The 21759-nt window shown below is 61.9% G+C and carries 19 protein-coding genes; 12 read left to right on the plus strand and 7 right to left on the minus strand.

The window, feature by feature from the left end; all coding sequences use genetic code 11:
- Positions 1–252 precede the first annotated feature (252 nt).
- From MJ122_RS14355 to MJ122_RS14410, 12 genes are all read left to right on the plus strand, one after another.
- On the plus strand, positions 253–1776 hold the full coding sequence (locus tag MJ122_RS14355) for a glycosyltransferase (protein WP_239744613.1): 1524 nt from the start codon (positions 253–255) through the stop codon (positions 1774–1776).
- On the plus strand, positions 1773–3377 hold the full coding sequence (locus tag MJ122_RS14360; RefSeq protein ID WP_239744614.1) for a glycosyltransferase: 1605 nt from the start codon (positions 1773–1775) through the stop codon (positions 3375–3377). Before MJ122_RS14355 ends, MJ122_RS14360 begins: the two co-directional genes overlap by 4 nt.
- Positions 3374–4531: an acyltransferase gene (locus tag MJ122_RS14365; RefSeq protein WP_088420534.1), complete on the plus strand. Its 1158-nt coding sequence runs from the start codon at positions 3374–3376 to the stop codon at positions 4529–4531. Before MJ122_RS14360 ends, MJ122_RS14365 begins: the two co-directional genes overlap by 4 nt.
- A 21-nt stretch (positions 4532–4552) precedes the next feature.
- Entirely contained in the window at positions 4553–5389 is an 837-nt protein-coding gene (locus MJ122_RS14370) for a class I SAM-dependent methyltransferase (protein ID WP_239744615.1), read from the plus strand.
- Positions 5390–5896: 507 nt separating this feature from the next.
- Positions 5897–6802, plus strand: a complete 906-nt coding sequence (locus MJ122_RS14375) for a GDP-mannose 4,6-dehydratase (RefSeq protein WP_239744616.1) — start codon at positions 5897–5899, stop codon at positions 6800–6802.
- 175 nt (positions 6803–6977) lie between these two features.
- Positions 6978–7949 carry a GDP-mannose 4,6-dehydratase gene (locus MJ122_RS14380; protein ID WP_239744617.1) on the plus strand — a complete coding sequence of 324 codons (972 nt, stop codon included), beginning with the start codon at positions 6978–6980 and terminating at the stop codon, positions 7947–7949.
- A gap of 3 nt (positions 7950–7952) precedes the next feature.
- Positions 7953–9389: a mannose-1-phosphate guanylyltransferase/mannose-6-phosphate isomerase gene (locus tag MJ122_RS14385; RefSeq protein WP_088420526.1), complete on the plus strand. Its 1437-nt coding sequence runs from the start codon at positions 7953–7955 to the stop codon at positions 9387–9389.
- Positions 9389–10186, plus strand: a complete 798-nt coding sequence (locus tag MJ122_RS14390; protein ID WP_088420524.1) for an ABC transporter permease — start codon at positions 9389–9391, stop codon at positions 10184–10186. Before MJ122_RS14385 ends, MJ122_RS14390 begins: the two co-directional genes overlap by 1 nt.
- A complete protein-coding gene (locus tag MJ122_RS14395) occupies positions 10186–11448 on the plus strand; it encodes an ABC transporter ATP-binding protein (protein ID WP_088420522.1) in 1263 nt (420 codons plus the stop codon). Before MJ122_RS14390 ends, MJ122_RS14395 begins: the two co-directional genes overlap by 1 nt.
- Positions 11445–12836, plus strand: coding sequence for a glycosyltransferase family 1 protein (locus MJ122_RS14400; protein WP_239744618.1), 1392 nt, complete (start codon positions 11445–11447; stop codon positions 12834–12836). The genes MJ122_RS14395 and MJ122_RS14400 overlap by 4 nt, the downstream gene beginning before the upstream one ends.
- Positions 12820–13950: a glycosyltransferase family 1 protein gene (locus tag MJ122_RS14405; protein WP_239744629.1), complete on the plus strand. Its 1131-nt coding sequence runs from the start codon at positions 12820–12822 to the stop codon at positions 13948–13950. The genes MJ122_RS14400 and MJ122_RS14405 overlap by 17 nt, the downstream gene beginning before the upstream one ends.
- Entirely contained in the window at positions 13951–15108 is a 1158-nt protein-coding gene (locus MJ122_RS14410) for a glycosyltransferase family 4 protein (RefSeq protein WP_239744619.1), read from the plus strand.
- 72 nt (positions 15109–15180) lie between these two features.
- On the opposite strand, the gene MJ122_RS14415 is transcribed toward MJ122_RS14410, so the two are convergent.
- From MJ122_RS14415 to MJ122_RS14445, 7 genes are all read right to left on the minus strand, one after another.
- Complete coding sequence (locus MJ122_RS14415) at positions 15181–15387, minus strand: DUF1127 domain-containing protein (protein WP_015474893.1); 207 nt, start codon at positions 15385–15387, stop codon at positions 15181–15183.
- A 31-nt stretch (positions 15388–15418) separates the two neighbouring features.
- Positions 15419–15712 (minus strand): hypothetical protein, encoded by a 294-nt coding sequence (locus tag MJ122_RS14420; RefSeq protein ID WP_239744620.1) that lies wholly within the window; start codon positions 15710–15712, stop codon positions 15419–15421.
- A 32-nt stretch (positions 15713–15744) separates the two neighbouring features.
- Positions 15745–17241: an acetyl-CoA hydrolase/transferase family protein gene (locus MJ122_RS14425; protein WP_239744621.1), complete on the minus strand. Its 1497-nt coding sequence runs from the start codon at positions 17239–17241 to the stop codon at positions 15745–15747.
- 185 nt (positions 17242–17426) lie between these two features.
- Positions 17427–18863 carry an NAD(P)(+) transhydrogenase (Re/Si-specific) subunit beta gene (locus tag MJ122_RS14430; RefSeq protein ID WP_239744622.1) on the minus strand — a complete coding sequence of 479 codons (1437 nt, stop codon included), beginning with the start codon at positions 18861–18863 and terminating at the stop codon, positions 17427–17429.
- A gap of 1 nt (position 18864) precedes the next feature.
- Positions 18865–19179: an NAD(P) transhydrogenase subunit alpha gene (locus MJ122_RS14435; RefSeq protein ID WP_015474896.1), complete on the minus strand. Its 315-nt coding sequence runs from the start codon at positions 19177–19179 to the stop codon at positions 18865–18867.
- Positions 19180–19240: 61 nt separating this feature from the next.
- Positions 19241–20359, minus strand: coding sequence for a Re/Si-specific NAD(P)(+) transhydrogenase subunit alpha (locus tag MJ122_RS14440; RefSeq protein WP_088420510.1), 1119 nt, complete (start codon positions 20357–20359; stop codon positions 19241–19243).
- 614 nt (positions 20360–20973) lie between these two features.
- Positions 20974–21609: an SCO family protein gene (locus MJ122_RS14445; RefSeq protein ID WP_239744623.1), complete on the minus strand. Its 636-nt coding sequence runs from the start codon at positions 21607–21609 to the stop codon at positions 20974–20976.
- Between the last annotated feature and the right edge of the window lie 150 nt (positions 21610–21759).

Below are 21759 nucleotides of genomic sequence, written 5' to 3' on the forward strand. Positions count from 1 at the left end.
TATGGGAGGACATGATTCCGCGTCGTCGGGTTGACTCGCCAGTCACAGCTGGATGTGATTGTTTAGCCACAATCCATTTATTTTTACGGCTGTAATGGTCGCCTGGTGCTCAACTGTTCCGTAAGTGTCGTTCTCCTTGCAAAGAGCTGGGTTAAGTGGCTTTCTAGCTGACGTTCTCGACACGGAAGGCTAGGCGCTCGAGAGCCGAATTGGCGGAAAAACAATAATGACCCTGCTTTCTAGGGCTGAATAATGACGATGACGATTATTGTCAGGAATAGAGCCGCAGAGCCGGGCTATGTACTGGTTGAGAATGGGCCGGGTCCTGGCCTGAGCGTGCTGTACCGTAGCTTGCTGCCCCTGCTGCACACTCTGGGTGACTTACTAGAAGTCGACGCCAATACTGACTTGCAGGAACTCTGTCGTTCCTTGCGGGAAAGCGGCAAAGAGCCTTTTTACTGCGTCTTCGGTCTTCCTGATGAAGCTGAGGTCTCCGTTTGCTGCCCGGTCGTCGCTGCTATTGCCTGGCCATTTGATGTCCTCCCGCTCGATTCCCCTGAGTGTTGGCGTGAGCGCCTGCTGGGTTGCGCAGGTGCTATCACCTTCAGCCAGCAGACGGCGCGGGCCATCCATCAGCTGATGGGGGAGCGCTTTGCGGTATTGGTGAGTGCCGCCCAGCCTTGGGAGCGTTTCGGCGCGCTTTGCCCGCGCGAGGGTGCATGGCCTTCGTTGGGGCCACGCGTCATTCACTTTTCGGGGCAACTGCTGGACAGTCCTTCCATCGGTCTGTCGGTTGATGCCTTGGCCAGACCTGAGCCGATCGCTCTGCCCGATCTCGAGCCAGAACCCGAAGCGGTCATCGTCGAAGCGGAGAGCGCGGTAGAGATCGAGGCGCAGCCTCTGTCCCTGCAGCAGCGACTGTATGTTACCGGCGCCTTGCTGCGCGGCTGGTGGAGAGAGGTCACGGATGCGGACCGACACCTGAGACAACAACCCGCGCCGGGAGCTGTGCAGGAAGAACCCGAGCCGGCCACTGATGCTCCGAGTTCCGTCTCCGCTCTGCCGGCGGAGCCGCAGCGCATCACGCTGTACGGCGTGGTGTATGCCTGCGTGATGCGCGCGGAAGACGAGACCCGTTGCTGGACGGAGATGCTGACCGCCTTCTGTCGCACCTTCCGTGATCAGCCCGATGTCACCCTGGTCTTCAAGTTCACCCACGAAAATCTCACGTCCGGCCGTATCGGGATGTTGAGCAACCTTTCACGCCTCGCGCCGTTCAAGTGCCGCGTTGTCATCATGAATGGCCATCTGGATGAGCAGCAGTACCAGAACCTGATCGCGGCCAGTCACTACCTGGTGCATCCCGCTCACAGCGAGTCGTCCGCCATCACTGCGCAAGAGTTCATGAGCGCGGGCAGACCAGTTATCGCCCCACGCCACAGCGCCCTGAGCGACTGGCTGGAGCCGGAGCATCCTTTGATCATTCGCAGCAGCTGTCAGCCGACGCACTGGGCAGGTGATCCCGACAAGCGTATGCGCTACCAGGATCACCGCTTGCAGTGGCAGTCGATGTGCGAAGTGTTTCAGGACAGTTTCGACCTGGCCACCCGTGGAGCGGCGCAGTATCAGGCCCTGTCCGCTCGCGCGAGCGCGCGAGCTCGTGACCTGGCCTCCGAAAGCCGGTTGCAGGAGCGGTGGCGCGAATTTTTCACCCGCCTCAAGGGCGAGCCGCAAGTCCGGCAGGTTTCAGCTCAGGCGCTGAGGGCCGGCACATGAAGATCCTGGTCTACTCCGCCACCAATGCGGCGACCATCCGTACCAGCCTTGGCGCTCCGGAATACAGCTACTACTTCGTCCTGAAGGAGTTTCTGCCGGCTCTGCAGGCGTTGGGTGAGGTCGTGGTAATCGAGGATCCTGCCAACCAGGTCGACGCGATCTATCACGATTGCCGACAACGTGGGGAAGCCTGCGTATTCCTGAGTTTTTCTCCGCCGCACAAGACTCTGGCGACGCTGGAGTGTCCGACTTTGCCAGTGTTTGCCTGGGAATTCGACACCGTTCCCGACGAAATCTGGCTAAACGATGCGGCCCAGGATTGGTCTTTCATGTTGCGCCAGTTCGGCCAGGCCATCACCCATTCGCGCTCCACGATCGATGCCGTACGCAAGGTTGTCCCGTCGGCCTATCCATTGCTTTCGGTTCCCTCTCCGGTCTGGGACGCCTTCGATACCTTGCGCCAGTCCAGGCTGTCGGCAGGCCGTCATCGCATCAATGGAAAGGGTGTGGTGTTCGATACGTCTGCGTTGGATTTGCAGCAGTTTCTGCACGCCGTACCGGAAGTCTGGCATCTGATGTTCAGGGGCGAGGCCGTCCCCGGTGTGGTTGGCGAACCAGAACCCGAACCTGAGCTTGCATCCGCCTCTGAGCAGGAACCCCCGGCGGCACCGGTTCATCCGGCGCCTGAGCACTTCGCGGACTATCTGAGGATCACGCGTCGTTATCTGGGCGCGTGGTACCAGATGGTGCTGGCTGACCTGTTGCCGGAGTCCTTCAGAGGAAGGCTTCGCCGTTTGCGCCGAAGTGCGCCGGTACCTGGCGATCCGATGCCGGAGGTCAGTGTGACGCCCGGTGAGGCGCCGATCCCGGAAGATCCATTCCCGCAGCGCGCGTTGTTCACGCCGGCGGAGTTTTCCGTTGATCTGGAGGGCGTGGTCTTCGCGACGGTTTTCAATCCGTATGATGGCCGCAAGAACTGGCCGGACCTGATCAGCGCATTCTGCTCGACCTTCTCCGACCAGCCCGACGCGGTCCTGGTCTTCAAGCTGACCCATCGCGAGTACTGCTCGGCCATCACCGAAATGTTGCGCTTCATGGCGCGCCTGCCGGCGTTCCGTTGCCGTGTCCTGCTGATGCACGGCTATCTGGAGGACGAGAACTATCAGGCTCTGATGCAGGCTACGGCTTATGTGGTCAACGCCTCGTATGGAGAAGGGCAGTGCCTGCCCCTGATGGAGTTCCTGTCTTGTGGCAAGCCGGCCATCGCTCCGTCCCACTCAGGCATGAGTGATTACATCGACGAGCAGGTGGCGTTCGTTGTGGAGAGCTGGCCGGAAGCGGCTAGCTGGCCGCACGATCCACGCAATGCCTTCAGAACCTGTCGGCAGCAGATCGACTGGGAGTCCTTGCGCCTTGCCTACCTGCAGGCCTGGTCGCTTTACCGGGACCATCCGGAGGCCTACCGGGATATGGGGGAGAGGGCGATCGAACGGATGCGCGGCTATTGCTCGCGGCAGGCAGTGATCGAGCAACTCGATCCTTTCCTGCGGATGGTGCTTGGCCGGGCATCGGTGCCCCAGATGGCGCGGTCGGGAGCATGAGTCGGCGCATCGGTGACATTGAAGTGCTGCGTGCGCTGGCGGTACTCGCCGTCGTTGTGCACCACATCAACGGCAATCTGACGTCCTTCCAGGCGTCGGGCCTGCCGTGGCCGCTCATTCAGCTGGGGGGCTGGTTCGGCGTGGATCTGTTCTTCGCCATCTCCGGCTTCGTCATCGCGCGGGACCTGATTCCCCGCATGAATGCCTGTGGGGGCTGGCGCGAGTCGCTGTCAGTGGCCCAGGCATTCTGGGTCAGGCGTATCTGGCGCTTACTGCCGTCGGCATGGCTCTGGCTGGCCCTGACGCTGTTGGCGGTAGTGGCCTTCAACAAGAGCGGTGTGTTCGGGCTTTTGCAGGACAACCTCCAGGCCACCCTTGCCGGTATCCTGAATTTTGCCAACGTGCGGTTCGCCCATTGCTTCATGCGCTGTGAGTACGGGGCGACCTTCGTGTACTGGAGCCTGTCGCTCGAAGAGCAGTTTTATCTGATCTTCCCGCTGCTGATCTTCCTGTCACGCCGCTATCTGCCGGTCGTGCTATTGCTGCTTATCGCGGTACAGGTACTGCAGGCCCGAACGCCGTTGCTGATGGCCTTCCGTACCGACGCCCTGGCCATGGGGGTTCTACTGGCGATCTGGAGCCGCAGGCCGTCGTTCATGGCGTGGAAGCCGGCATTTGTTTCTCGGATTCCCCTGCTGGCCCCTGCGCTGCTGCTGGCGGGAGTGGCCACTCTGACCTATCTGGCGTCGACCTATGCCCAAGGGTTGGTCTACCGGGTGGGGGCGATCGCGCTGGTATCGGCGCTGCTGGTCTGGCTGGCTTCGTACGATCAGGACTGGTTTTGCCGGAGTGCACCGTTGCGGCGGTTCATGCTCTGGCTCGGCGCTCGCTCGTATGGCGTCTATCTCATTCACGTGCCGATCTATTTCTTCGTTCGCGAGCTGCATTTCCAGATGTTCCCGCAGGCGGCTGCCGATACCGGCACTTACGTCATCGGGGCATTTGCCTTGGCGTTGGTGCTGATCGCTGCGCTGGCGGAGCTCAACTACCGTTTTGTCGAAATGCCCTTGCGCCGCAGGGGAGCCCGAATTGCCGATGACATCACCCGTCGTCCGCAGGCTTTGTCGCAGGCGCCATTGGGTCAGCCGGACTAATCCGTTGCACCAGAGGATCGAATGTTTTCTCGACTGAAAAGAGCGTTGCAGGCACCCACGGTTGCCCCAGCCGATCCGGCTAGAAATGGAGAGCCGGAGCCGGCGGAGGTTCTGCCGGAGCTGGGGCTGATCGATATGTCGCTCAGCGGCTGGTTCCGCAATGAAACCGGCGAGCTGATCGAGGGGTTTCCCATCTCCGCCGAAGATTCCGTTCTCGATATCGGTTGCGGCGACGGAGGATTCACCACCTTTGCCGGACGCCAGGGTGCGGAAATCTTCGTGGCCGACATCAGCCAGGACAATGTCAGCAAGGCTGTGCTTCGGGTGAAGGAGACCATTGCGCGTGCTGTGCATCCGCTGGTCACCGACGCAGATCCGATCCCGCTCCCTGATGGCCGGGTCTCCCGCGTCATTGCGATGGAAGTGCTGGAACACGTTGACGACCCCGCGAAATTCATGGCTGAGCTGACGCGAATTGCCCAGCCGGGTGCACTGTTCCTGCTGACGGTTCCCGACGCTGCCAGCGAGCACGCCCAGAAGGGCTTGGCGCCGCAGAGCTATTACCGCAAGCCCAACCACATCCGCATCTTCGAGCGGGAGGAGTTCGACCAGTTGGTTGCCGATGCCGGGCTGATTATCGAGCGCCGCTTGCATTACGGTTTCTATCGGACCATCTGGTGGATGCTGTACTGGGCCGTGGAGCATGCCGACCTCGCAACCGCGGACTCCCATCCGATGATCGAGAAGTGGCGCGATACCTGGGGGGCGATTCTGTCGATGCCCAAAGGGAAGCAGATCAAGCGGGCACTGGATGAGGTGCTTCCCAAGAGCCAGGTGATCATCGCTCGCAAGCCTTAGAGTCGACGGCAATGCGTCATGCCAAGAGTGGTTGCTCGGCGGCGTGGTCATGCCGTGGGTCGATAGACTGCGACTCATCGGGTTCACCTTCGCTCCTGTTGCTCCGCACGTGAGGTGGAGTTTCACCTGAATCCGCAAGGCACAGGGTTTGGTGAAAGAGAGTATCCGGAGAGGCGCCAGGGTGGGTGGCTGGCGCCCGTCACGGCAGATGCTCGGGAAGGACGTGCGCAGCGAGAAGGAGATACGGCGGCCTTGGTGATTCACTTTCGCTGCAGGCCAGGAGAAGTGGCTGCCCGGAGCAGGCGTTGTCATTCGGTGGCGCCAGAATGTCCATTCGCCAGAGCGCGAACTGCGATGGATTGGGTAGTGTCAGACGGGAAAGCGGCGCGCCTCGAAGGAGATGGCATTCCAGTGAATGCCACACTGGGCCTGCGACGCTGAGATAGATGACTGACCGGTCAGCCCTTGCCGGTTTTTTTCTTCCAGAACAATCAGAGAGACTGGCCATTGGACAAACGACTGCTGGTAACGGGACTTTCCGGTTTTGTGGGCTCGAGGTTGCGCGCAACACCCCGTGATGGGTGGCAACTCATGGATACGCCGCGCGTCGATCTCTGCCAGCCTGGAGCCTTCGATGACTACCTGCGCGAGGCCGTGCCGGACGCGGTGATTCACCTTGCCGGGCAGACCTTCGTGCCGCAGTCGTTTCGCGATCCGGCCGGGACCCTGCAGGTCAACCTGATGGGCACTCTGAACCTGCTGGAGTCGCTCAAGCGTTGCGGATTCTCCGGAGCATTTCTTTACGTCAGCTCCGGCGATGTCTACGGACAAGTAGGCGAGGAGCAGTTGCCGATCACCGAGTTGCAGTTGCCCAGGCCACGCAATCCCTATGGGGTGAGCAAGCTTTCTGCCGAGTTGCTGTGCCAACAGTGGAGCTTCAACGAGCCATGGCGCATGATGGTGGCACGCCCGTTCAACCATGTGGGGGCCGGACAGAAGGCCGACTTCGTCCTGCCCGCGGTGGCGCGCCAGATTGCCCGGATTCGTCACGGTTTGCAGGATGCGTTTATCGAGGTGGGAGACATCGATGTCACCCGTGATTTCCTGGATGTGCGCGATGTGCTCGCAGCCTATTTCGACCTGCTGGAAAAGGGGCAGTCGGGGGAGGTCTACAACGTCTGCTCGGGGCGTGAGTACCGCGTCCGTGATTTGATCGAGCAGATGGCTTCGCTGGTCGCTGCCGAGCTGGAGATCCGTCAGGATCAGCAACGACTGCGGCGTGCGGAACAGCGCCGGGTCTGTGGCAGCCCCGCCAAGTTGCAGGAGCAGACAGGGTGGAGACCGGTCTACGCCATGGAGCAGACGCTCCGGGATGTGCTGGATGATTGGGATGCTCGCGTGCTGCGGGAGTGAGGGGAATGGGTGGAGTAATCCGCCGCAAGGCAAGAAGGGTCTTCGGTCAACTCGGTCAGCCAGCCATGGCGCGAGTGGGAGCCCTGCAACAGCGCTACACCCGGATGTGGATCCGAAATAACTACAACGAGCCTGCCTGGTATTTGCACCGCAGGCCTTCACGGATGCTAGAACAATGACAAAAAGTGCTCTGATCACCGGCGTCACCGGTCAGGACGGCGCCTACCTTGCGAAACTGCTGCTGGAAAAGGGCTACAAGGTCCACGGACTGGTTGCGCGTCGCAGTACCGATACGCGCTGGCGTCTGCGTGAGCTGGGTATCGAGAGCGAGCTGACGTACCTGGAGGGCGATCTGGCTGATGCCTGCTCGACCCAGCGCGCCATCATCAAGTCGCGTCCAAACGAGTTGTACAACCTCGGTGCCCAGAGTTTCGTTGGCAGTTCCTGGGACCAACCGGTGACCACCGGCATCGTCGATGGTCTCGGGGTAACCCACCTGCTGGAAGGCATCCGCCAGTTCAGCCCGGAAACCCGCTTCTACCAGGCATCCACCAGCGAGATGTTCGGCCTGATCCAGGCAGAGCGGCAGGATGAGAACACCCCGTTCTACCCGCGCAGCCCCTACGGCGTGGCCAAGCTCTATGGTCACTGGATCACCGTGAACTACCGCGAGAGCTTCAAGCTCCACGCTTCTAGCGGCATCCTGTTCAACCACGAGTCGCCCCTGCGCGGCATCGAGTTCGTGACCCGCAAGGTCACTGACGCGGTGGCCCGCATCAAGCTGGGCAAGCAGAGCGAACTGCGCCTGGGCAACATCGACGCCAAGCGCGACTGGGGCTTCGCCGGCGACTACGTCGAAGCCATGTGGCTGATGCTGCAGCAGGAAAATCCGGATGATTACGTCGTCGCCACCGGGGTGACCACCACCGTCCGCGAGATGTGCCGCATCGCCTTCGACTACGTAGGTCTGAAGTACCAGGATCATGTGGTGATCGACCCGGCCTTCTTCCGCCCGGCGGAAGTGGACGTGCTGCTGGGAAACCCTGGAAAGGCCGAGCGCGTACTGGGCTGGAGCCCGAAAACCAGTCTGGAGAACCTCATTCACATGATGGTTGACGCCGACCTGCGTCGCGTTGACAAGGAGTGATCCATGCTCGTCCCCGTCATCCTTTCCGGTGGTGCTGGCACCCGCTTGTGGCCGGTTTCCCGTGAAGGCCAGCCCAAACCGTTCATGGCGATGCCCGACGGCCAGTCGCTGCTGAGCAAGACCTACCGCCGCGCAGCCAGTTTGCTGGGCTCGGAAGGACACATCGTCACGGTGACCAACCGTGACTATTACTTCCAGAGCAAGGACCATTTCCAGTCGACCAAGCTGCGTCAGCGGGGACATTTCATCCTCGAACCGGCTGGCCGCAACACTGCTCCGGCCATTGCAGTTGCTGCATTGGCACTGCGCGCCTTGCACGGCGATGACGTCACCATGGTGGTGATGCCAGCGGATCACCTGATCCGTGATGTCGAGACTTTTTCCCGTTGCGTCGAGCACGCGGTGGAGCTGGCGGAGGCAGGACAGCTGGTGACGTTCGGTGTCGTACCCAATGCACCGGAAACCGGCTTCGGCTACATCGAGATGGGCGATGCCCTCGACGCCAAGGGTGGCAGCCGAGTGAAGCGCTTTGTCGAGAAGCCGGACCTGGATACCGCCAAAGGGTTCCTGCAGGCCGGTACCTTCCTGTGGAATTCCGGCATGTTCTGCTTCACCGTCGGCACCTTCATCAGCGAGCTGGAAAAGCACGCGCCGCAGATGCTGGAAATGGCCATCGCCTGCCAGATGGCCAGCCAGCCGGCCGAGTTCGGCAACCTGGTGCAGCAGGAGCTGCCTTCGGATCACTTCTGCGCTCTGGAGGACATCTCCATCGACTATGCGCTGATGGAGCACTCGGACCGCGTTGCGGTGATTCCGGCGGCGTTCGACTGGAGCGACATCGGCTCCTGGACCGCCATGAGCGCCCTGGTGGATGCCGATGTCGACAACAACCGCGCTGCCGGCAACGCCATATTCGTCGATAGCCGTGACAACTACGTACAGAGCGAAGGTCGGCTGATTGCCACCGTGGGCGTCGAAGGGTTGGTCGTGGTCGAGACTGCCGATGCGATTCTGGTGGCGCGGGCTGACCGTGCGCAGGACGTGCGCAAGGTGGTCAAGCAACTCAAGGACAGCGACAACGAAGCCTACCGTCTGCACCGGACGGTGAGCCGCCCGTGGGGCACCTACACCGTTCTGGAAGAAGGCCCGCGCTTCAAGATCAAGCGCATCGTGGTCAAGGCTGGTGCCGCCCTGTCGCTGCAAATGCATCACCACCGCAGCGAGCACTGGGTCGTGGTGCAGGGCATGGCCAAGGTCACCAACGGCGAATCCGTGCGGCTGGTGAACAGCAACGAGTCCACCTATATCCCTGCGGGCCACCGTCATCGCCTGGAGAATCCGGGCGTGATCGATCTGGTGATGATCGAGGTGCAGAGCGGGGAATACCTGGGCGAGGACGATATCGTCCGCTTTGAGGATATTTACGGCAGGATCGTTTGATGTCGCTGAGTATGTTGAGAGGTGTGTGGCACTACCGCGGCTTTATCGCAGGCAGTGTGCGCAGAGAGTTTGAGTCGCGCTACAGGGGGTCGTTGCTGGGCGCGGCCTGGACGGTACTCAATCCCCTGGCGATGATCGTGGTGTACACGGTGATCTTTTCCGAGGTGATGCGTGCCCGACTGCCCGGTGTGGATGACAAGCTGGCCTACAGCGTCTTCCTGTGCTCCGGTCTGCTGACGTGGGGGTTGTTTTCCGAAGTTGTTTCCCGTTGTCTGACGATGTTTCTCGATAACGCCAATCTGCTGAAGAAGCTCAGCTTTCCGCGTATCTGTTTGCCCGTGATCAGCGCCTGCAGTTCGCTGATCAACTTCGCCATCATCTTCGGCCTGTTCTGCGGCTTTCTGCTCATCACCGGCCGCTTGCCGGGCATCGCCTTGCTTGCGTTCCCGCTGCTGGTGGGGCTGCAGCTGCTGTTTGCCATGGGGCTGGGGATGTTGTTGGGGCTGCTCAACGTATTTTTTCGCGACGTCGGGCAGATCTTCGGCATCGCCCTGCAGTTCTGGTTCTGGTTTACGCCCATCGTTTACCCGCTGAGCATTCTCCCCGAGCAGATTCGCCGACTGGTCCAGCTCAATCCGCTGAGTGCGCTCATCGAGGCCTACCAGAATCTGTTCCTCAATGGGCGCTGGCCGGACTGGTCGAGTCTGCTGCCGCTGGTCATCGTCAGTTGCGTTCTATGCGTTCTGGCATTGGCCCTCTTCCGCGCAAGATCCGGTGAGATGGTGGACGAACTCTGATGGGACATATACGCATCGAACAGTTGGGCAAGGCCTATCGGCAGTACCCGACGCGCTGGTCACGTCTGGCGGAGTGGATCATTCCTGGAGGCCCGCTGCGGCATCAGCAGAACTGGGTGCTGCAGGACGTCAGCCTGGATATCAGGCCGGGCGAGGCGGTAGGTATCGTGGGATCCAACGGTGCCGGCAAAAGTACATTGCTCAAGATCATCACTGGCACCACCATGCCCACCAGTGGCACCTGCAGTGTGGGGGGGCTGGTTTCGGCATTGCTGGAGCTGGGTATGGGGTTCCACCACGATTTCACCGGTCGCCAGAACGTCTACATGGCTTCCCAGCTGCTGGGTCTGCAACGTGACGAGATCGAACGGCTGATGCCGGCCATCGAGGAATTCGCGGAAATCGGCGATGCCATCGACCGGCCCGTGCGCACCTATTCCAGCGGCATGCAGATGCGCCTGGCGTTCAGTGTTGCCACAGCCCGCCGCCCCGATGTGCTGATCATCGACGAAGCGCTGTCGGTGGGTGACGCCTACTTCCAGCACAAGAGCTTCGAGCGCATTCGTAGTTTCCGGGAGGCGGGTACCACGCTGTTGATCGTGTCCCACGACCGTTATGCAATCCAGTCCATCTGTGATCGGGCGGTACTGCTGGAGTTCGGCAGGATGATCATGCAGGGCGAGCCGGAAATGGTCATGGACTACTACCACGCCCGCATGGGCAATGGCCTGAACCAGATGGCGCGCCAGGAAATGCTGGAGAACGGCAAGACCCGGACGATCTCCGGCACCGGCGAAGCGGAGACCGAGTTCGTAAGGATCGTCGGGGGCGACGGCGAGCAACTCGATGTCGTGGAGGTTGGCCGTCCGGTCGTCCTCGAAGTGGGTATCCGTGTGAAGCAGGACATCGACCGACTGGTGCTGGGCTTCATGCTCAAGGACCGGCTCGGTCAGGCCATGTACGGCATCAACTCGCACCGCCTGGAACAGGCCCAGGAAAACCTGAGGGCTGGCGAACTGGTGATCTATCGCTACGCGTTTCCGATGCGACTCGGGTCAGGCAACTACTCCGTCTCCCTGAGTCTTTCCCGATTCGACTCCCACCTGGATGGCAATTACGAGTGGCGCGATTGCGCCATGATCTTCCATGTCATCAACAACAGCCGAGAGAACTTCATCGGTTACTCCTGGCTGGGAGCCCAGTTGTCCATTGAACGGCAGGGCCACACTCAGCCCGCAGGCCTGAGCAGGAGTCTGTCATGACGCGTCTGTTGATCGAATGCACTTACGTTTACGAGCACCCGGACCTCAACTCCGGCATCCAGCGAGTCGTGCGCAACGTCATCCGCCACCTTGAAGGGCGCCAAGGCAAGGTGGAGTGCATCCCGGTGGTTATGCAAGATGGCCAGCTCAGACGCGTGCTGGAGCTCATCCCAACGGCCAGGAGTGACGAGCCCAGTGCGATCCGTCGCTGGATCCATCGTCTGGATCACGCCCGTCTTCTGTTCTGGGGACTCTATGCGCGGGTGGTTGCGCTACTGCGCATTCGTGATGAGGGAGTCGGGCGCAAAGCGCTGTTCTGGAGCTGGCGCATCGCAGGCCTCAGCCTGACGGTGCCGATCCGCCTGCTGCTCTGGCTGGAGCGTCGCCTGGGTCTCACCCGGCAACGCAGTGTTGACCTCGAGACCAGGCCAGGCGACGTTTTCCTGATGCTGGACTCCTCCTGGCATGTGGATTTCTACGCCCTGGCCGACAAACTCAAGCAGCAGGGGGTAGTGATTGTCTCGGTGATCTATGACCTTATTCCCCTGACGCACTCGCAGTTCTGTGATGCTGGGCTGACCAAGGTCTTCGACCGCTGGTTCGGCTGGGTGGCCAGCACCGCCGACGGCTTCATGGCCATCTCGCAGACGGTGCGTGATGAAGTGCGAAACGAGGTAGTCCGCCGACTGGGGCCGGCCGAAGCCGAGAAGCGCCTGTTCGACTACTTCTACCTGGGCTCTGAACTGGACCTTAGCCGCCGCGACAGCGTGCTGGATCCTAAGCTGGTGAAGCTCTTCGACGATGCGGCACCGGTCTACCTGATGGTCAGCACCATCGAGCCGCGGAAGAATCACCAGTATCTGCTCGATGCCTTTGCACAACTCTGGGCCAAAGGATCGGACGCACGCCTGTGCATCATCGGCAAGATCGGCTGGAAGAGCGAGGGCCTGATTGGCAGCATCCACCGGCACCCTGAGCTAGGAAAGCGCCTGTTCATGTTCAACCAGCTCAACGATGCCGGCCTGGAATATGCCTACGCGTGTGCGCGAGCATTGGTCTTCCCGTCCCATGCCGAAGGTTTCGGCCTGCCGCTGGTGGAGGCCATGCAGCGTTCGCTGCCGGTCATGGCGAGCGATATTCCGGTGTTCCGTGAGATCGGTCGCGATTACATGGCCTACTTCGATCTGGAAGCCCCGGATTCCCTCGCGAGCCTGATTGACGAATATGAAGCCAGTGGCCGCTTCCCTGCCTCCGCCGACCTGGCCCTGTGGCAGTGGATCGGCTGGCGCGAAGCGAGCCATCAACTGCTTGACCGAATCATGGTGGAAGTGACTCGCCGCCGATCCGGGCTTCCGAAGCTTGAGCGTGCTGATGCGGATTGCGTTTAACGCGGGGGTGCTGAAAGCGCCGAGGACCGGTATCGGGCAATACACGGCCGCTTTGGCGCAGGCACTGGTGGAACGACCGGACCTGTCAGTGGAGTACTTCCTGGGAGATCGTTGGGGGATGGAGTTGCCCAACGTCCTGCCGGGCTACTCCCGGGCGGTGGCGCTGGCCAAGCGCGTGCCGGGCGCCTACCGCATTCGCCGTTGGCTGGAGCAGAGCAGCTTTGACCGTGGGCTGCGGCAACGTTCGATCGATCTGTACCACGAGCCCAGCCTGTGGCCCCTGGAGTTCGACGGCCCGATGGTCATGACCCTGCATGACCTGACCCATGTGCACTTCCCGCAAACCCAGCCCGCCGACCGACTCGCCGAGATCGAGCGGCATGTCGGCCGTGGCGTGGAGCGGGCGCAGTGCGTGCTGACAGACTCCGAGCATGTCGCGGGGGAAATTCGCCGACACTTCGGCCTGCCTGCAGAACGAGTGATAGTTGCGCCCCTGGGCTGCGCGCCGCGCTTTCATCCTCGTGAGGAGCAGGCACTGCATGCAACGCTGGCCGCGCTCGATCTGGTGGCCGGGCAATACCTGATCTGCGTCGGCACCCTGGAACCACGCAAGAACCTGGAACTGGCCCTGCGCGCTCACACGCTGCTGCCCCGCAATCTGCGCTCCCGCCTGCCTTTGGTGATAGCCGGAATGCCAGGCTGGCGGCACGCTGCGCTGGATGAGACCCTGGCCTCGGCTATGCGCGAGGGCTGGGTAAAAGTGCTGGGCTACCAAAGCGACGAGGCGCTGGCGAAATTGCTGGCGGGCGCTCGGGCTCTGCTGTTCCCCTCACTGTACGAAGGCTTTGGCCTGCCCGTGCTCGAAGCCATGGCCAGTGGCGTTCCCGTGGTGCTGACGCGCACCTCCTCTCTACCGGAAGTGGCTGGAGAGGCCGGGGTGTACGTCGATGCCCAGGAGCCCCAGGGCATGTGTGAGGCCATTAGAAAACTGGTGGAAGACCCGGTGTTGCACCAGCGTTGCCGGGAGCTGGGACTCGAGCGCGCCAGGCAATTCAGCTGGCAGCGTTGCGCCCATATCACCCGCGATGCCTACCAAAAAGCTGTGGGAGGCTGAATGCGCGTACTGCACTTCTTCAAGACTTATCTGCCGGACTCGGTGGGCGGCATCGAGCAGGTAATCAACCAGCTCTGCCGGACCGGGCACAAGCACGGCATCGAGAATCAGGTGCTGACCCTCAGCGCCAACCCGGAGCCAGGCGAATTGATCGTTGACGGGCACCAGGTGTTCCGTGCGCGCCTGGATCTTCAATTGGCGTCGACCGGTTTCTCCTACAGCGTCATACCGCAATTTCGAAGGCTGGCCACCGAGGCGGACATCGTCAACTTCCATTTCCCCTGGCCGTTCATGGACCTGGTGGACCTGGTCGCCGGAGTGAACAAGCCGACCGTGGTCACTTATCACTCCGATATCGTTCGTCAGAAGTATCTAGTGAAACTGTATCAGCCACTGATGCACCGCTTCCTAGGTAACGCCGACCGCATCGTCGCCGCCTCGCCCAACTACCTGGGCTCCAGCGAGACCCTGCGTCGTTACCAGCACAAGGCGGAAGTCATTCCCTATGGGCTGGACAAGCAGGCTTACCCCGTTCCGTCCGAGGAGTGCACGGCACGCTGGCGCCGTGAGGTAGGGGAGCAGTTCTTCCTGTTCGTCGGCGTAATGCGCTACTACAAGGGGCTGCACATCCTGCTGGAAGCCGTGCAGGGCACCGGGTACCCGGTGGTGATTGTCGGTGCTGGCCCCCTGGAACAGCAGTTGAAGGCTCAGGCGGCAGCGCTGGGCGTCGAGTCCCACGTGCGTTTCGTCGGGCGTGTCAGCGAGGAGGACAAGGTTGCCCTGCTGCAGTTGTCGCGGGCGATCGTCTTCCCCTCGCACCTGCGCTCGGAAGCCTTCGGCATTTCCCTGCTGGAAGGCGCCATGTACGGCAAGCCCATGATCTCGAGCGAGATTGGCACCGGTACCAGCTTCATCAATGCCAACGGGCTGACCGGCCTGGTGGTGCCACCGAGCGATCCCCCGGCGTTCCGTCAGGCGATGAAATGGTGTTGGGAAAATCCGCAAGCAGCAGCGGAAATGGGGCGGCACGCGGAAGCTCGCTATCAGGAGCTGTTCACGGCTGAGGCGATGGGGCGCGTCTGGGCAGATCTGTATCGCAACCTGCTGGACGAAAGGGCGGAGAAGGAGGGGTTGTTGCCCGAGGGCCGCTCTGGCTGAGCGGCCGGGGCAACGAACTTACCAGTACAGTTACGGCGAGCCTGGAGAGTGTGGCTCAGTTGTACTGTTGAATCAGCGCCAGAACGGCTTGTTCAGTTCGGCGTAACGCTGGGCTTCGCTGATACCGGCGTCGGCCAGCAGGCGGGAGTCCAGGCGGGCCAGCTGACGGCGGCTTTCCATGCGGCGCTGCCACAGGCGAACGGTGCCGACGAGGCCACGGTGGGCGCTGGAGGTGCTACGGGTGGTGCTCAGAGCTGCGGAACCGAGGGTACGTTCCATGGTGGTCATCCTTCTCGCTTGTGGCGAGTAGTCAGTTGCTGAATGGATTGAGCATATGATCTGACTTTTTGGTCAGGGATGACAGGTACAGTTGCACGGTATTGCGGCTGGTCAGGCGATTGTAATTTTGAACTGTAATGGTCTTTTTCGGGGTGAACTGTATCGTTGCGCTCCATTCTGGTGCACAAAGGGCGGGCGTCTGAGGTTTTTCAAGGGTGCCGGCCAAGCTGGCGGCGGGGGAAGCTGAACAGTTGGAGCGGGATAAAAATCTGTTCAGGAGTGTTTTTACGTGGTTTTTTTCCGGCTGTAAACCCTTGCGGGCCATTCATTGCTGAATGGCCCGCAATGCGTGTGGAATCAGCTCGCCGCCAGCATGTGGCCGCGTTCCTCCAGATTGATATGCCACTCCAGGGCTTCGCGCAGGATGTGCGGGGTATGGCCGCCGCGCTCGCAGGCGGCTGCGAAGTAACTGTTCAGGGCGTCGCGGTAGGACGGGTGTACACAGTTGTCGATGATCACCCGGGCGCGCTCGCGCGGCGCCAGGCCGCGCAGGTCGGCCAGGCCCACTTCGGTGACGAGGATGTCCACGTCGTGCTCGGTGTGGTCGACGTGGCTGACCATCGGCACCACGCTGGAGATGTTGCCGCCCTTGGCGATGGACTTGGTGACGAAGATGGCCAGGTGCGCGTTGCGGGCGAAGTCGCCCGAGCCGCCGATGCCGTTCATCATCTTGGTGCCGCCCACATGGGTGGAGTTCACGTTGCCGTAGATGTCGAACTCCAGCGCCGTGTTGATGCCGATGATGCCCAGGCGACGGACCACTTCGGGGTGGTTGGAGATCTCCTGCGGGCGCAGCACCAGCTTGTCCTTGTAGCGCTCCAGGTTGCCGAACACGTCGGCGTTGCGGCGGCTCGACAGGGTGATGGAGCTGCCCGAGGCGAAGCGCAGCTTGCCGGCGTCGATCAGGTCGAAGGTCGAGTCCTGCAGTACTTCGGAGTACATGGTCAGGTTCTCGAAGGGCGACTCGATCAGGCCGCACATCACTGCGTTGGCGATGCTGCCGATACCGGCCTGCAGCGGGCCGAGACTGTTGCTCATGCGGCCGGCGTCCACTTCACGCTTGAAGAAGTCGATCAGGTGGTTGGCGATGCCCTGGGTCTCGTCGTCCGGCGGCAGCACGGTGGACGGGGAGTCCGGCTGGTCGTTGACGACGATGGCGACGATCTTTTCCGGCGGGATCGGGATCGCGGTGCTGCCGATGCGGTCATCGACCCTGGTCAGCGGGATCGGCGTACGAGTAGGACGGTAGGTCGGGATGTAGATGTCGTGCAGGCCTTCCAGGTTGGTGTTGTGCGCGATGTTGATCTCGACGATCACCTGCTTGGCGAAGATCGCGAAGCTGGCCGAGTTGCCCACCGAGGTGGTCGGCACGATGTGGCCTTCCTCGGTAATGGCGACGGCTTCGATGACGGCGATGTCCGGCAGCTTGAGCTGGTGGTTGCGCAGTTGCTCGACGGTTTCGGAGAGGTGCTGGTCGATGAACATCACCTCGCCGGCGTTGATCGCCTTGCGCAGGGTGCTGTCGACCTGGAAGGGCATGCGACGGGCCAGCACGCCGGCTTCGGTGAGCTGCTTGTCGAGGTCGTTGCCCAGGCTGGCGCCGGTCATCAGGCTGATGCGCAGCGGCTCCTGCTTGGCGCGCTCCGCCAGGGCCTTGGGAACGGCCTTGGCTTCGCCGGCGCGGGTGAAACCGCTCATGCCGACGGTCATGCCGTCCTTGATAAGGGCCGCGGCCTGGTCGGCAGTCATCACCTTGTCCAACAGGGAGGACATACGCACGCGATCACGGAACATGGGAAAACCTCGGGCAGTAGGAAGTGCGAGGCCGCCAGTCTAGGGACTCGGCGATTTTTGGCTCTTATACCAAGGTCGAAAAATCGCCCGGCCGGGGCCTTCTTACTACCAATGTCCAGCGATTTTCGTGTTGCCCGAAAGCAAGACACCGGCGCGAGGCCGGTGTCTTGGGACCTGCGGTCGTCTTATTCGACGGCCTTGACCATGTCTTCGATGACTTTCTTGGCGTCGCCGAAGACCATCATGGTCTTGTCCAGGTAGAACAGTTCGTTGTCCAGGCCGGCGTAGCCGCTGGCCATCGAGCGCTTGTTGACGATCACGGTCTTGGCTTTGTAGGCCTCGAGGATCGGCATGCCGGCGATCGGCGACTTCGGATCGTTCTTCGCAGCCGGGTTCACCACGTCGTTGGCGCCCAATACCAGCACCACGTCGGTCTGGCCGAACTCGGAGTTGATGTCTTCCATCTCGAACACCTGCTCGTAGGGCACTTCGGCCTCGGCCAGCAGGACGTTCATGTGGCCCGGCATACGGCCGGCAACCGGGTGGATGGCGAACTTCACGTTGACGCCGCGATGGGTCAGCTTCTCGGCCAGTTCCATCAGCGCGTGCTGGGCACGGGCCACCGCCAGGCCGTAGCCGGGAACGATGATCACGCTGTCGGCGTTGGTGAGCAGGAAGGAGGCGTCGTCGGCCGAACCGGATTTCACCGGGCGGGCTTCCTTCGCACCCGCCGGGCCGCCAGCGTCGGCTTCGGCGCCGAAGCCACCGAGGATGACGTTGAAGAACGAGCGGTTCATCGCCTTGCACATGATGTAGGAGAGGATCGCACCCGAGGAGCCCACCAGGGAGCCGGCGATGATCAGCATCGAGTTGTTCAGCGAGAAGCCGATACCTGCCGCGGCCCAGCCGGAGTAGGAGTTCAGCATCGACACGACCACCGGCATGTCCGCGCCGCCGATCGGGATGATGATCAGCACGCCGAGGACGAAGGCCAGGGCCAGCATCACGACGAAGGCGGTCAGGTTGCCGGTGAACATGAACAGCAGGCCCAGGCCCAGGGTAGTCAGGCCCAGCACCAGGTTCAGCATGTGCTGGCCGGAGAACTGTACCGGAGCGCCCTGGAACAGGCGGAACTTGTACTTGCCCGACAGCTTGCCGAAGGCAATCACCGATCCGGAGAAGGTGATGGCACCGATGGCCGCGCCGAGGAACAGCTCCAGGCGGTTACCGGTCGGGATGGTGTCGCCCAGGTTCTGCACGATGCCCAGCGACTGCGGTTCGACCACGGCAGCGATGGCGATGAACACGGCAGCCAGGCCGATCATGCTGTGCATGAAGGCGACCAGTTCCGGCATCTTGGTCATCTCGACGCGCTTGGCCATGATCGAGCCGGCGGTGCCGCCGACCAGCAGGCCGATGATCACGTAGACGATGCCGGTGGTGGCGATCTCGCTGCTGATCTTGAACACCAGGGCGACGGTGGTCAGCGCGGCGATGGCCATGCCGATCATGCCGAACAGGTTGCCGCGGCGCGAGGTGGTCGGGTGCGACAGGCCTTTCAGCGCCTGGATGAAGCAGACCGAGGCGATGAGGTAGAGGAGGGTGACGAGGTTCATGCTCATGTCAGTGCTTCTCCGCCTTCGGCGCTTTCTTCTTGAACATTTCCAGCATGCGGCGGGTGACCAGGAAGCCACCGAACACATTCACTGCAGCGAGGGCCACGGCCAGGGTGCCCATGGCCTTGCCCAGCGGGGTGACGGTCAGGGCGGCAGCCAGCATGGCGCCGACGATCACGATCGCCGAGATGGCGTTGGTCACCGCCATCAGCGGGGTGTGCAGGGCAGGGGTGACGTTCCAGACCACGTGGTAGCCGACGTAGATCGCCAGCACGAAGATGATCAGGTTGTAGATGCCGTGGGAGATCAGCATGTCTTCCATAGTTTCTCACCGGTCTTCAGGGCCGGACGCGGGGTCCGGCGCGTTCTTATATAAGAAGGGCTCAGCCGTTCTTGCGCACGATCTGGCCGTCACGGCACATCAGGCACGCGGCGACGATGTCGTCTTCCAGGTTCACCGTGAAACCTTCGGCGGTCAGGGTGAGCTTGAGGAAGTCGAGCAGGTTGCGTGCGTAGAGTGCGGAGGCATCCGCCGGCACCAGCGCGGCCAGGTTGCTCAGGCCGACGATGGTGACGCCGTGCTTGACCACCACCTGGTCGGCTTCGGTCAGCGGGCAGTTGCCGCCTTGCGATGCCGCGAGGTCGATGACCACCGAGCCCGGCTTCATTTCGGCGACGGTCGCCTCGTGCAGCAGGGTCGGCGCCTTGCGGCCCGGAATCAGTGCAGTGGTGATGACGATATCCGACTGCTTGGCGCGCTCGTGCACGGCCTTGGCCTGGCGCTCCATCCATGAGGCCGGCATCGGGCGGGCGTAACCGCCAACACCTTCGGCGCACTCGCGCTCTTCATCGGTCTCGTAGGGTACGTCGACGAACTTGGCGCCCAGGGACTCGATCTGCTCCTTCACCGCCGGGCGAACGTCCGACGCCTCGATCACCGCACCCAGGCGCTTGGCCGTGGCGATGGCCTGCAGGCCGGCGACGCCGGCGCCGAGGATCAGTACGCGGGCGGCCTTAACGGTGCCGGCGGCGGTCATCAGCATGGGCATGAAGCGCGGGTAGTGGTTGGCAGCGAGCATCACGGCCTTGTAGCCGGCGATGTTGGCCTGGGAGGAGAGCACGTCCAGGCTCTGCGCGCGGGAAGTACGCGGCGCGGCCTCGAGGGCGAAGGCGGTGACGCCGCGTTCGGCCATGCGCGCGATGTTCTCGTTATTGAAGGGATTGAGCATGCCGATCAGTACGGTACCCGGCTTCATCTGCGCCAGCTCGCTTTCGCTGGGTGCGACAACCTTCAGTACGAGCTCCGAACCGAAGGCATCGGCGGCAGTGCCGATCTTCGCGCCAACGGCCTCATAGGCGGCATCCGGCTGGCTGGCGCTGACGCCCGCACCGCTCTGAATGACCACCTGATGGCCCTGCCCGATCAGTTTCTTGACCGTCTCCGGCGTTGCTGCGACCCGCGTCTCACCGCCTTGGGTCTCGAGGGGTACACCGATCTGCACTTGCAAATCTCCTGCGTGATCCTGGGATTGTCCGGGCTACTACGTCGGCGACCCGGGTTGTCGAACTGGCAACGGTCTAGTTCTTATTCTCTGTCCGGGCTGTGACCCGGTGGCCGCGGCATTGTGCAATCGAACCTGGAGGGCATCAAGAAGTTCTGGAGTGGTACGAAGCGATAACTACAAGTCACATTCGGACCCGCAGTTTTCCGGTCGCCACCGAGGCCGCGTGGACCCTGGCGTTTAGCCTAATTGCCTATTGTGACCGGACGGAAATGTCATCCTCGCCGTGAATGACCACCCATCAGAGGCTCCCCATGCCCACCGAAAGGCCCGGTAATCCTGCAACAGGCTCAGGCATAGGTGTTAATTAATGTTTCTAATATGGAGTATGAGTCATTCCTGATGCCTGGCTTCCTGTAGCAGATTTTTTACATTGACTACGGGGTCAGGAATTTCACAGGAAAGCTTCAAGGCCGCGTGTTACACCGCGCCAGAGCCCTGAGAGGAGGTTTAGCAGAAACTTCGGATTTGTCCGGGTAAAGCGCGAATGACACGGAAAAAACAACGGCCACCGTTATCGGGTGGCCGTTAGGGGTGAGACACGGTGTCGCGGTTCAGTGGTTCGCGCTGACCACGCCGGGCAGCTGGGCGACCAGCTTGTCGTTATGCAGCGGGGCGCGGATGAAGCCGTGCTGGGTATTGTCCGGGCCGATGATGACCAGGTTGCCGCTGTGGTCGACGGTGTAGTTGGGCTTGCTGGTATCCGCCGGGATGTAGGGGATGCTCATGGCGTTGGCCAGCTTCTGTACGTTTTCTTCCGACCCGGTGATGCCCTTGAAGCCGGCATTGAAGAAGCCGAGGTATTCCTTGATGCGCGGTGCGGTATCGCGGTGCGGGTCGACGCTGACGAACACCACCTGCAGGTTCTTCGCCACTTCCGGCGGCAGCTTGGTCTGCAGCTCGCGCAGTTGCGCCAGGGTGGTGGGGCAGACGTCCGGGCAGAAGGTGTAGCCGAAGAACAGCAGGGACCACTTGTCCTTCAGGCTGGCGGTCTGGAACGGCTGGCCGTCCTGGCCGGTGAAGGCGAGGTCGGGGACGCTGCGGGTCTGCGGCAGGATCACGATGCCGGCGTCGAGCAGTACGGTCGGATCGAGCTGGTGGCGCTGGTTGAGTACCTTCTGGACGGTGAGGCCGAGGATCAGGGCGACGATGGCGACGAGGATGAAGACGGTCTTGTTGACTCGGGACATGGGGTTCTCGTGGGTCGGGACGTCTGGGCTTTGAACTGCTGTTCCTACCTTTGGCATGGGAGCGGCGATGTTCGCGAGCAAGCTCGCTCCTACAGGTAACTCCACTGTAGGAGCGAGCTTGCTCGCGAACCCGCCACAGTAGTTCAGGTG

Source organism: Pseudomonas sp. DP-17 (assembly GCF_022380625.1).
GTDB lineage: Bacteria > Pseudomonadota > Gammaproteobacteria > Pseudomonadales > Pseudomonadaceae > Pseudomonas > Pseudomonas nitroreducens_A.

Coding starts and splice junctions, on each gene's coding strand:
- MJ122_RS14385 (WP_088420526.1), top strand. CDS start 7,953: ATGCTCGTCCCCGTCATCCTTTCCGGTGGTGCTGGCACCCGCTTGTGG.
- MJ122_RS14390 (WP_088420524.1), top strand. CDS start 9,389: ATGTCGCTGAGTATGTTGAGAGGTGTGTGGCACTACCGCGGCTTTATC.
- MJ122_RS14365 (WP_088420534.1), top strand. CDS start 3,374: ATGAGTCGGCGCATCGGTGACATTGAAGTGCTGCGTGCGCTGGCGGTA.
- MJ122_RS14425 (WP_239744621.1), bottom strand. CDS start 17,241: ATGTTCCGTGATCGCGTGCGTATGTCCTCCCTGTTGGACAAGGTGATG.
- MJ122_RS14380 (WP_239744617.1), top strand. CDS start 6,978: ATGACAAAAAGTGCTCTGATCACCGGCGTCACCGGTCAGGACGGCGCC.
- MJ122_RS14400 (WP_239744618.1), top strand. CDS start 11,445: ATGACGCGTCTGTTGATCGAATGCACTTACGTTTACGAGCACCCGGAC.
- MJ122_RS14410 (WP_239744619.1), top strand. CDS start 13,951: ATGCGCGTACTGCACTTCTTCAAGACTTATCTGCCGGACTCGGTGGGC.
- MJ122_RS14360 (WP_239744614.1), top strand. CDS start 1,773: ATGAAGATCCTGGTCTACTCCGCCACCAATGCGGCGACCATCCGTACC.
- MJ122_RS14395 (WP_088420522.1), top strand. CDS start 10,186: ATGGGACATATACGCATCGAACAGTTGGGCAAGGCCTATCGGCAGTAC.
- MJ122_RS14405 (WP_239744629.1), top strand. CDS start 12,820: ATGCGGATTGCGTTTAACGCGGGGGTGCTGAAAGCGCCGAGGACCGGT.
- MJ122_RS14430 (WP_239744622.1), bottom strand. CDS start 18,863: ATGAGCATGAACCTCGTCACCCTCCTCTACCTCATCGCCTCGGTCTGC.
- MJ122_RS14420 (WP_239744620.1), bottom strand. CDS start 15,712: ATGGCCCGCAAGGGTTTACAGCCGGAAAAAAACCACGTAAAAACACTC.
- MJ122_RS14370 (WP_239744615.1), top strand. CDS start 4,553: ATGTTTTCTCGACTGAAAAGAGCGTTGCAGGCACCCACGGTTGCCCCA.
- MJ122_RS14435 (WP_015474896.1), bottom strand. CDS start 19,179: ATGGAAGACATGCTGATCTCCCACGGCATCTACAACCTGATCATCTTC.
- MJ122_RS14355 (WP_239744613.1), top strand. CDS start 253: ATGACGATGACGATTATTGTCAGGAATAGAGCCGCAGAGCCGGGCTAT.
- MJ122_RS14415 (WP_015474893.1), bottom strand. CDS start 15,387: ATGGAACGTACCCTCGGTTCCGCAGCTCTGAGCACCACCCGTAGCACC.
- MJ122_RS14445 (WP_239744623.1), bottom strand. CDS start 21,609: ATGTCCCGAGTCAACAAGACCGTCTTCATCCTCGTCGCCATCGTCGCC.